8 protein-coding genes and 1 pseudogene are annotated in these 10,146 nt (G+C 61.0%); all 9 read left to right on the top strand.

The annotated features are described in order from the left end of the window. The coding region (gene asd / locus ACIF4X_RS28455; protein WP_397484611.1) for an aspartate-semialdehyde dehydrogenase at positions 1–664 on the top strand (664 nt) is incomplete at its 5' end. 244 nt (positions 665–908) lie between these two features. Continuing rightward, positions 909–1,919, top strand: a complete 1,011-nt coding sequence (locus tag ACIF4X_RS28460) for an aspartate-semialdehyde dehydrogenase (RefSeq protein ID WP_397484612.1) — start codon at positions 909–911, stop codon at positions 1,917–1,919. A 208-nt stretch (positions 1,920–2,127) separates the two neighbouring features. Continuing rightward, entirely contained in the window at positions 2,128–4,767 is a 2,640-nt protein-coding gene (locus tag ACIF4X_RS28465) for a FimV/HubP family polar landmark protein (protein WP_397484613.1), read from the top strand. Positions 4,768–5,044: 277 nt separating this feature from the next. Next, positions 5,045–5,869, top strand: a complete 825-nt coding sequence (gene truA, locus ACIF4X_RS28470) for a tRNA pseudouridine(38-40) synthase TruA (RefSeq protein ID WP_397484617.1) — start codon at positions 5,045–5,047, stop codon at positions 5,867–5,869. 65 nt (positions 5,870–5,934) lie between these two features. Next, the gene (locus ACIF4X_RS28475; protein WP_397484614.1) at positions 5,935–6,561 is read left to right on the top strand and encodes a phosphoribosylanthranilate isomerase; all 627 of its coding nucleotides are present in this window, start codon (positions 5,935–5,937) and stop codon (positions 6,559–6,561) included. A gap of 204 nt (positions 6,562–6,765) precedes the next feature. Further along, a complete protein-coding gene (gene accD, locus ACIF4X_RS28480) occupies positions 6,766–7,686 on the top strand; it encodes an acetyl-CoA carboxylase, carboxyltransferase subunit beta (RefSeq protein ID WP_007913458.1) in 921 nt (306 codons plus the stop codon). Then, complete coding sequence (gene folC / locus ACIF4X_RS28485) at positions 7,683–8,990, top strand: bifunctional tetrahydrofolate synthase/dihydrofolate synthase (RefSeq protein WP_397484615.1); 1,308 nt, start codon at positions 7,683–7,685, stop codon at positions 8,988–8,990. Before accD ends, folC begins: the two co-directional genes overlap by 4 nt. Continuing rightward, on the top strand, positions 8,974–9,624 hold the full coding sequence (locus ACIF4X_RS28490; RefSeq protein WP_397484616.1) for an SPOR domain-containing protein: 651 nt from the start codon (positions 8,974–8,976) through the stop codon (positions 9,622–9,624). Before folC ends, ACIF4X_RS28490 begins: the two co-directional genes overlap by 17 nt. A 98-nt stretch (positions 9,625–9,722) precedes the next feature. Then, a pseudogene (locus ACIF4X_RS28495) lies at positions 9,723–10,100 on the top strand (CvpA family protein); the annotation flags it as partial. Positions 10,101–10,146: the final 46 nt, after the last annotated feature.

Here is a 10,146-nt window from a genome sequence, read left to right on the forward strand (position 1 = left end):
CGGTCTGGTCGAGTGGATGAGCGCCATGACCTATCAGGCGGCCTCCGGTGCCGGCGCGCAGAACATGCGTGAACTGATCAAGCAAATGGGCGCGACCCACGCCGCTGTCGCCGATCAACTGGCCGATCCGGCCAGCGCAATCCTCGACATCGACCGTCGTGTCGCCGACGCCATGCGCAGCGAAGCGTACCCGACCGAAAACTTCGGCGTACCTTTGGCCGGCAGCCTGATCCCGTGGATCGACAAGGAACTGCCGAACGGCCAGAGCCGCGAAGAGTGGAAAGCTCAGGCCGAGACCAACAAGATTCTTGGTCGCTTCAAGAGCCCGATCCCGGTCGACGGCATCTGCGTGCGTATCGGCGCCATGCGTTGCCACAGCCAGGCGCTGACCATCAAGCTGAACAAAGACGTGCCGATCGCCGACATCGAAGGGCTGATCAGCCAACACAACCCTTGGGTCAAACTGGTACCGAACCAGCGCGAGATCAGCATGCAGGAGCTGAGCCCGACCAAGGTCACCGGCACCCTGAATGTTCCGGTCGGTCGTCTGCGCAAGCTGAACATGGGTTCGCAGTTCGTCGGTGCCTTCACCGTAGGCGACCAACTGCTGTGGGGCGCGGCCGAACCGCTGCGCCGCATGCTGCGGATTTTGCTTGAGCGTTGATTGCTTGAAGTAATGAAAGAGCCCGTGCCTTGAAAGAGGTGCGGGTTTTTTTATGCCGATCGTTCCCACGCTCTGCGTGGGAATGCATCCCGGGACGCTCCGCGTCCCTTTACAAGCCGAACGCAGAGCGTCCGATGCGGCATTCCCACGCAGAGCGTGGGAACGATCCGTGTGGGCAGAAATTGCCTGTGCGCCAGTCACCCGGTAAAGTGCCGCTCCCCCCGTTTCGCCAGAGGCTCGCACCATGACCCAGACCCTAGATATTGCCGTGATCGGCGCCACCGGTACTGTCGGCGAAACCCTCGTACAGATTCTCGAAGAGCGCGACTTCCCGGTCGGTAACCTGCACCTGCTGGCGAGCAGCGAATCCGCCGGCAGCTCGCTGCTGTTCCGCAACAAGAACGTGCGCGTGCGCGAAGTCGATGAGTTCGACTTCAGCAAGGTCAGACTGGTGTTTTTCGCCGCCGGCCCGGCGATCACCCTGAGCTACGCCGCCCGCGCACATGCCGCCGGTTGCTCGCTGATCGACCTGTCCGGCGCCCTGCCGGCCGATCAGGCGCCGCAAGTGGTGCCGGAAGCCAACGCCGCAGTGCTCGCCGCTTTGACAGCGCCGTTTCAGGTCAGCAGCCCAAGCCCATCGGCCACTTCGTTGGCCGTGGTGCTGGCGCCGCTGCTTGAAATGCTCGATCTGCAATCGGTGCATGTCACCGCCAATCTGGCCGTATCCGCCCAAGGGCGCGAAGCCGTTACCGAACTCGCGCGGCAAACCGCCGAGCTGCTCAATATGCGCCCATTGGAGCCGACGTTCTTTGATCGGCAGATGGCCTTCAACCTGCTGGCGCAGGTCGGCACACCTGACGCGCAGGGCCATACACTGCTGGAAAAACGCCTGGTGCGCGAGTTGCGTCAGGTGCTGGCGCTGCCTTTATTAAAGATTTCCGCAACTTGCGTTCAAGCCCCGGTGTTTTTTGGCGATAGCTTTAGCGTGACCTTGCAGTCAAAGAGCGCCGTTGACTTGGTCAAGGTCAACGCTGCACTCGAAGATGCACCCGGTATCGAACTGGTCGAAGCCGGCGATTACCCGACTGCAGTGGGTGACGCGGTAGGGCAGGACGTGGTCTATGTCGGGCGCGTGCGCAGCGGTGTCGACGACCCGGCGGAACTTAATCTGTGGCTGACGTCAGATAACGTACGCAAAGGCGCGGCCCTTAACGCTGTGCAGGTGGCTGAGTTGTTGATAAAAGACCTGCTGTAAAAGATACTTGGCAACAATTTGTCGACTGATTCTAGGTGAGCGCTATGCTTGCCCAGATCGCTTGATAACGTTTCACCCTCCGGGACTTTCCGGGGCATCAAAGAAATGATCGCGCGCGACATCTGTCGTCGTCGCGCGCAATGCCTTACGGCAGCGACAATCAATATCTTCTCGCTGGCCGAGGAACGTTCAAACAAAGGATGAGGCTATGGTTCAAGTTCGCAAACTGGTGTTAGCAATAGCGGCCGCCTCGGCGCTGTCCTCCGGTATGGCGCATGCCCTCGGGCTCGGGGAACTGACCCTGAAGTCGACCCTGAACCAGCCGCTGGTGGCTGAAATCGAGCTGCTCGACGTCAAGGATCTCACCGCTGCCGAAGTGGTGCCGAGCCTGGCTTCAGCCGAAGATTTTGCCAAGGCCGGCGTCGATCGCCAGGCCTTCCTCAATGATCTGACATTTACCCCGGTACTCAACGCCAGCGGCAAAAGCGTGCTGCGCGTGACCTCGAGCAAGCCGCTGTCGGAACCGATGGTCAAATTCCTCGTGCAGGTGATGTGGCCGAACGGCCGTCTGCTGCGCGATTACAGCGTGCTGCTCGATCCGTCGAAATTCTCGCCGCAGACCGCTGACGCCGCCGCACAACCGGCGCCGTCGCAGACCATCGCAGCGCCGACCACTGGCGCTACGCACCCGACCCAATACACGACCACGCCGCGCGACACCCTGTGGGAAATCGCCGCGAAGGCGCGTACCGGCGGCTCGGTGCAGCAGACCATGCTGGCCATTCAAGCCTTGAACCCGGATGCGTTCATCGGCGGCAACATCAACCGCCTGAAAACCGGTCAGGTGCTGCGCCTGCCGGATTCCGTGCAAAGCACGGCGCTGCCACAGTCGAAGGCGATTGCCGAAGTCGCGGCGCAGAACGAAGCCTGGCGCTCGGGCCGTCGTTATGTGGCCAAGCCAGGCACCGGTCAGCAGCAACTCGATGCGACCAACCGTGGTCGCGGCAATACCGGTGCGGCACAGAACGCCCAGGACAATCTGAGTCTGGTCTCCGCCGAAAGCGCCAAGGTGCGCGGCAAAGGCCCGGCCGGCGACGCCAAAGCCTTGAGCAACAAGCTGGCGGTCACTCAGGAAAGCCTCGACACGACTCGTCGTGACAACGAGGAACTGAAAAGCCGCATGTCCGATCTGCAAAGCCAGTTGGACAAGCTGCAAAAACTGATCGAGCTGAAGAACAATCAGTTGGCGAAACTACAGGCCGAAGGAGCGGGCGCTGCGCCGGCTGCCAATCCTGCTGCGCCGGCAGTACCTGCAATTACCGCTGAACTGGCTGCCACGCCGCCAGCGACTCCTGCAGAAGCGGCGCCGACGCCAGAGTCTGCCATTGCGCCGCCGGCTGAAACGCCAGTTGAGCCGGCGGTAGCGCCTAAGCCGCCTGTCGATGAAGAGAAAACCTTCAACGAGCTGCTGACCAATCCGATCCTGCTGGGTCTGATCGGTGGCGGTGCTGTCGTTCTGCTGCTCCTGCTGTTGCTGTTGGCACGTCGCCGCAAAGCTCAGCAGGAAGCCGAGAAACATCTGCGCATGGCCCGTGCCCTGTCGGAAGAACAGGAGTTCTCCGCCGAGCAGGATCTGCCGGAAAGCAGCTTCGAAGGTCTGGACACTCCGGCGGCGAGCGTCAAGCTCAACACTCCTGCACCTGCTCCGGCACCCGTAGCGGCTCCGGTAGTCGCCCCGATCGTGATGGCTGAACCGATTGCTGCGCCGCTGGTGGCGCCGGCCGCCGAGCGTTCCGACGACGTGCTCGACAAGGCGCAGTCGCACATCAACGCCGGTCGCCTGAATCAGGCTGCCGCGCTGCTGGAAGAGGGCGTCAGTCTTGAGCCGCAGCGCAGTGATCTGCGTCTGAAACTGATGGAAGTCTACGGTCAGCAGGGCGATCGCGATGCGTTCGTCGGTCAGGAGCGTCAACTGGTCGCCAATGGCGACAACTTCGCCAAGGTCGAAGAGCTGAAAAGCCGCTTTCCGGCCATGGCCGTCGTCGCGGCTGCGGGTCTGGCCGCTGCTGCCGTGGCTGCCGAGCTGGACGCGCAATACGTCAAGGATCTGCTGCTCGATGAGCCTGAAGCACCGGCGCCAGTGGAAGATGACCTCGACAGCGCGTTTGATCTGAGCCTGGACGATCTCGACAACATCACGCCGGTAGAGCCCGCGCCGGTGGTTGAGCCTGAAGCGCCGGTTGAGCTGGACGAATTCCCGGCGGACGATGACCTGAGCTTCGAGTCGGTGCTGCAACAGCAGACCGAGATCAAAGAAAATCTGGATGATCTGTCGGACTTCGACCTCGATCTGGACCTCGGTGCCGAGCCGACGGCTCCAGCGGTTGACCTGGCGGACGATGACTTCCTGCTGGATCTGGACGAAGGCGTGAAGGATCTACCGCCCGTCGAGCCGCCGGTCGTCGCTGACTTGCCTCAGGATGATCTGGAACTGCCGGCCGATTTCGACCTGTCGCTGGCCGACGAAATGGACAGTAATCCAGCGGCCGAGCCGGATGCGTTCGCGTCTGAGCTGGATGACGTCAACGCCGAGCTCGATCGTCTATCGCAAAGCATCGCTGAACCTACCTTCACCGAAGCCGATGCCATGAAGAGTGATGATCTTGGTGAAGACGATTTCGACTTCCTCGCTGGCACCGATGAGGCGGCGACCAAGCTCGATCTGGCCCAGGCCTACATCGACATGGGCGACAGCGACGGTGCGCGCGACATCCTCAACGAAGTGTTGACCGAGGGTGACGAGAAGCAGCGTGGCGAGGCCAAGGAAATGCTCTCGAACCTGGCGTAAGTACAGCGGTAAACAAACAACGGCAGCCCCAGTGGGGCTGCCGTTTTTGTTTGTGCCGGATTATGTGTTGTCTGCGCTATTGTCATCGCTGGCAAGCCAGCTCCCGCAGGTTTTGCGTACGCCACAGAAACTGTGGGAGCTGGCTTGCCAGCGATGGGGCCCGATCAGGCGACAGAGAACCCTCTGGCATCCCTGAACCACAGCCTTATAATGCCCGCCTTTGCAAAAAACAGCAGGCTGTCCCACCTTGGCAAACATAGATAATCCGGTCGCCGAAATGGCCCCCGACGGCTTTTACCGCGTCGCGTTGGGCGTTGAGTACAAAGGCTCGCGCTACAGCGGCTGGCAGCGTCAGCTGACGGGTGTGAAGACGGTGCAGGAAGAGCTCGAAAAAGCCCTGTCGAAAGTCGCCAACTCACCGGTTTCGCTACAGTGCGCCGGTCGCACTGACGCCGGCGTACATGCCTGCGGGCAAGTGGTGCATTTCGATACGCAGGTCGATCGTTCGCTGAAAGCCTGGGTGATGGGCGCCAATATCAATCTGCCCCATGACATCAGCGTCAGTTGGGCGCGGGTGATGCCCGCGCATTTCCATGCGCGGTTCAAAGCCATTGCCCGGCGTTATCGCTACGTGATCTACAACGATCAGATTCGCCCGGCGCATCTCAACGAAGAAATCACCTGGAACCACCGTCCGCTGGATGTCGAGCGCATGGCCGAGGCGGCGCAGCACCTGATCGGTACTCACGATTTCAGCGCGTTCCGCGCCGGTCAGTGCCAGGCCAAGTCGCCGATCAAGAAGATGCATCACCTGCGCGTGACCCGTCACGGCAAGATGATCGTGCTCGACATCCGCGCCAATGCGTTTCTGCATCATATGGTGCGCAACATCGCCGGTGTGTTGATGACCATTGGTGCCGGCGAGCGCCCGGTGGAGTGGATGAAGGAAGTGCTGGAAAGCCGCGAGCGTCGTTCCGGTGGCGTCACAGCGCATCCGTACGGCTTGTATTTGGTACAGGTCGAGTACCACGACGAATTCCCGTTGCCCGAGCGTTTTATCGGGCCACATTTCCTTACGGGTTTCTCCGAACTTGACGGCTGACGCCCTCGAACGCTTTTGTTACCATCCGGGACTTTCCCGGATTTTGCCTTGGAGTTTTTCTCGACATGTCAGCCGTTCGCAGCAAGATCTGCGGGATTACCCGCATGGAAGATGCGCTGGCCGCCGTCGAGGCCGGGGCGGATGCGATCGGGTTTGTGTTCTATGCCAAGAGTCCGCGTGCGGTCACCGTGCAGCAGGCGCGGGCGATTATCAAAGCGTTGCCACCGTTTGTGACGACTGTGGGCCTCTTCGTCAACGCCAGTCGCTGCGAGTTGGGGGAAATCCTCGATGCCGTGCCGCTGGATCTGCTGCAGTTCCATGGCGATGAAGTTGCTGAAGATTGTGAAGGCTGGCATCGCCCGTACATCAAAGCGTTGCGGGTCAAGGCCGGTGATGACATTGCGGCAGCGGTCGATGCCTACCCCAGCGCCAGCGGCGTACTGCTCGACACATACGTTGAAGGCGTGCCCGGCGGAACCGGTGAGGCGTTTGACTGGTCATTGATTCCGCAAGGCTTGAGCAAACCGTTGATTCTGGCGGGTGGTTTGACCCCGGAGAACGTTGCAGGCGCGGTGGCTCGGGTAAAACCGTACGCGGTAGACGTCAGCGGTGGGGTAGAGGCGAGCAAGGGCATCAAGGATCACGCAAAGATTCACGCGTTCATCAACGCGGTACGCAAAGCGCCATATTGATGTGACGGCTGGCAGTCTGCCGCCGTCCATCAATGCACTTGCACAAAGCAGGCGCGGCTGAGGGTTTCTGGAGGGCACGCAGGTCATGTTTCGCGTTGACCGTGGTCACCCAGCCACCATCGCCACACACATGAATTTAGCTGAAGGGCATACGCGGGGCTGCGAACCAGAGCGTTCGGGCCGCCGGTACTGGAGAAAGAAAGCATGAGCAACTGGCTAGTAGACAAACTGATCCCTTCGATCATGCGTTCCGAGGTCAAAAAGAGCTCGGTGCCTGAAGGTCTGTGGCACAAATGCCCGTCCTGCGAGGCCGTGCTGTACCGTCCCGAGCTGGAAAAAACCCTGGACGTTTGCCCTAAGTGCAACCATCACATGCGTATCGGCGCACGTGCGCGCATCGACATCTTTCTCGATGCTGAAGGTCGCAACGAACTGGGCGCTGATCTGGAGCCGGTCGACCGTCTGAAATTCCGCGACGGCAAGAAGTACAAGGATCGCCTGACCGCTGCACAGAAGCAGACCGGCGAAAAAGATGCGCTGATCTCCGTCAGCGGCACCTTGCTGGGCATGCCAGTGGTGGTCTCGGCCTTTGAATTCGCCTTCATGGGCGGTTCCATGGGCGCCATCGTCGGTGAGCGCTTCGTGCGCGCCGCCAACTACGCGCTGGAAAACCGCTGCCCGATGATCTGCTTCGCCGCTTCCGGCGGTGCACGCATGCAGGAAGCGTTGATCTCGCTGATGCAAATGGCCAAGACTTCGGCGGTGCTGGCGCGTCTGCGTGAAGAAGGCATTCCGTTCATCTCCGTACTGACCGACCCGGTCTACGGTGGTGTTTCGGCGAGTCTGGCGATGCTCGGTGACGTGATCGTCGGCGAGCCAAAAGCCCTGATCGGCTTCGCCGGTCCGCGCGTTATTGAACAAACCGTGCGTGAAAAACTGCCGGAAGGCTTCCAGCGCAGCGAATTCCTGCTGGAACACGGTGCAATCGACATGATCATCCACCGTCAGGAGCTGCGCCCGCGTCTGGGTAACCTGCTGGCACAGATGACTGGCAAGCCGACGCCGAAATTCGTCGCCGCGCCAATCGAGCCGATCGTGGTTCCGCCGGTCCCTGCTGGCCTATGACCGAGCGCACCCTTGGCGAATGGCTCGCCTACCTTGAGCAGTTGCATCCGTCGGCCATCGACATGGGCCTGGAGCGTTCGCAACAGGTAGCGTCCCGTATGGGGCTGGGCCAGCCGGCGCCTCGGGTGATCACGGTCACCGGCACCAACGGCAAGGGGTCGACCTGCGCTTTCGTGGCTTCATTGCTGCGCGCGCAGGGTTTGAGGGTTGGTGTCTACAATTCTCCGCACCTGCTGCGTTACAACGAGCGGGTGCAGCTCAATGGCGTCGAAGCCACTGACGCACAGCTGTGCCAAGCCTTTGCGGCGGTCGAGGCCGGGCGCGGCGACACTTCCCTGACATACTTCGAAATGGGCACCCTCGCGGCGTTCTGGCTGTTTCAACAGGCAAAACTCGATGCGGTGGTGCTGGAAGTCGGGCTGGGCGGGCGTCTGGATACGGTCAATGTGGTCGACGCCGATATCGCGCTGGTTACCAGTATTGGCGTCGATCATGCCGACTATCTGGGTGACACCCGCGAATCCGTGGCTTTTGAGAAGGCTGGAATTTTCCGTCAGGGCAAACCTGCCTTGTGCGGCGATCTGAATCCTCCGCAACCATTGCTCGACAAAGCGCGTGAACTGGCCTGTCCGTTTTTCCTGCGTGGGCGTGACTTCGACCTCGGCATCACCGATCAGCACTGGCAATGGCGCGGCACCGATGCGCAGAGTCAAGTGGTTGAACTGCGTGACTTGCCGCTGCTCGATCTGCCGATGGAAAACGCCGCACTGGCATTGCAGGCGTATTTGCTGCTCGGTTTGCCGTGGAATTCGCAACAGATTGTGGCGGCGTTGCAGGCGACTCGCGTGGTTGGTCGACTTGATCGCCGCTCGTTCGACTGGAACGGCAAACGCCTGAATCTGTTGCTGGATGTGGGCCACAACCCGCACGCCGCCGAGTATCTGGCTCGTCGTTTGGCTGCGCGGCCACCGGTCGGCAAACGTCTGGCGGTGTTCGGTTTGCTGGCCGACAAGGATCTGGATGGTGTTGTCGGCGAATTGAATGCTAGTGTCGAGCATTGGGCTGTAGCGCCGCTGGATTCACCGCGCACACGCCCAGTAGCTGAATTGCACACGGCATTACAGAACCTTGGCGCGTCGGTCACGTCTTACGACAGTGTCGCCGCCGCGCTGGAAGGGCAGTGTGCCGTGGCCACCAGCGACGACGAGATTCTGTTGTTCGGATCATTTTATTGTGTCGCCGAGGCCCTTGAATGGCTGGCCCGGCGCTCCACGGAGGAAGCGGCAAATGGCTTTGCTGGATAAAGCGTACAAGCAGCGCATGGTTGGCGCTTTGGTGCTGGTTGCGCTGGCGGTGATTTTCCTGCCGATGCTGTTTTCCCGTCAGGATGAGCAGCGTCAGGTGACTGTCGAGGCGCCTGCCGCTCCGCAAGCGCCTGTCGTGCCGCAAGTGCAAATGGAGACGGTGGCCGTTCCCGAGCCGCAAGCCTTGCCTCAGGAGCCAGTGCCAACGGATGAAGAAGTCGCCGAAGACACGGCGCCTGCTGCGCCCGTCGCACCGGCGCCGACCGCTCCCATCATGATCACCAAGCCTGTTGCGCCGCCCGCCGTGGCCAGGCCGATTCCGGCACCTGCCCAGCCGATCACTTCGGCGTCGAGCAAACCCGACACCACGCAAAGTCGCGTCGATGCCAACGGCCTGTCGGTGAGCTGGTCGGTGCAACTGGCCAGTCTGTCGAACCGCGCCAGCGCCGAGAGCCTGCAGAAAACCCTGCGCAGCCAGGGCTATAACGCTTACATCCGCTCGGCCGATGGCAAGAATCGGGTATTTGTCGGACCGCTGATCGAGCGTGCCGAAGCCGATCGTCTGCGTGATCTGTTGGGTCGCCAGCAGAACCTCAAGGGTTTTGTTGTGCGCTTCCAGCCCGAACGCGGTTAAAAACTATCGCCTCGATTGAAATGCACTGACAATCGCAGCTTACCGAGAGGCATGCGCTCTGCTAAAATGCGCCGCCTTATCCGTCTGTAGGCTGCACTGTGCCATTTACCTGGGTTGACTGGGCGATCGTTGCAATCATCGCCATCTCCGCTTTGATCAGTTTGAGCCGCGGCTTCGTCAAGGAAGCATTATCGCTGGTGACCTGGATCATCGCAGGAGTCGTCGCCTGGATGTTCGGTGGTTCACTGTCCGAGTACCTCGCCGGATACATCGAAACCCCATCGGCTCGCGTGATCGCGGGCTGTGCCATCATGTTTGTCGCCACACTGATCGTGGGCGCAATGATCAATTATCTTATCGGCGAGTTGGTTCGCGTCACCGGGTTGTCCGGGACCGATCGATTCCTCGGCATGGCCTTCGGCGCAGCGCGTGGCGTGTTGCTGGTGGTCGTGGCGAGTTTCGCGTCGATCTCGCCACCGAGGATGATGCTGCCGCCCTTGCCGACCTGCCCGTAGGTGCGAC

The sequence above is a fragment of the Pseudomonas sp. NPDC085632 genome (assembly GCF_044541255.1).
Taxonomy (GTDB): Bacteria; Pseudomonadota; Gammaproteobacteria; order Pseudomonadales; family Pseudomonadaceae; genus Aquipseudomonas.

Coding starts and splice junctions, on each gene's coding strand:
- truA (WP_397484617.1), top strand. CDS start 5,045: ATGGCCCCCGACGGCTTTTACCGCGTCGCGTTGGGCGTTGAGTACAAA.
- ACIF4X_RS28475 (WP_397484614.1), top strand. CDS start 5,935: ATGTCAGCCGTTCGCAGCAAGATCTGCGGGATTACCCGCATGGAAGAT.
- accD (WP_007913458.1), top strand. CDS start 6,766: ATGAGCAACTGGCTAGTAGACAAACTGATCCCTTCGATCATGCGTTCC.
- ACIF4X_RS28490 (WP_397484616.1), top strand. CDS start 8,974: ATGGCTTTGCTGGATAAAGCGTACAAGCAGCGCATGGTTGGCGCTTTG.
- ACIF4X_RS28465 (WP_397484613.1), top strand. CDS start 2,128: ATGGTTCAAGTTCGCAAACTGGTGTTAGCAATAGCGGCCGCCTCGGCG.
- ACIF4X_RS28460 (WP_397484612.1), top strand. CDS start 909: ATGACCCAGACCCTAGATATTGCCGTGATCGGCGCCACCGGTACTGTC.
- folC (WP_397484615.1), top strand. CDS start 7,683: ATGACCGAGCGCACCCTTGGCGAATGGCTCGCCTACCTTGAGCAGTTG.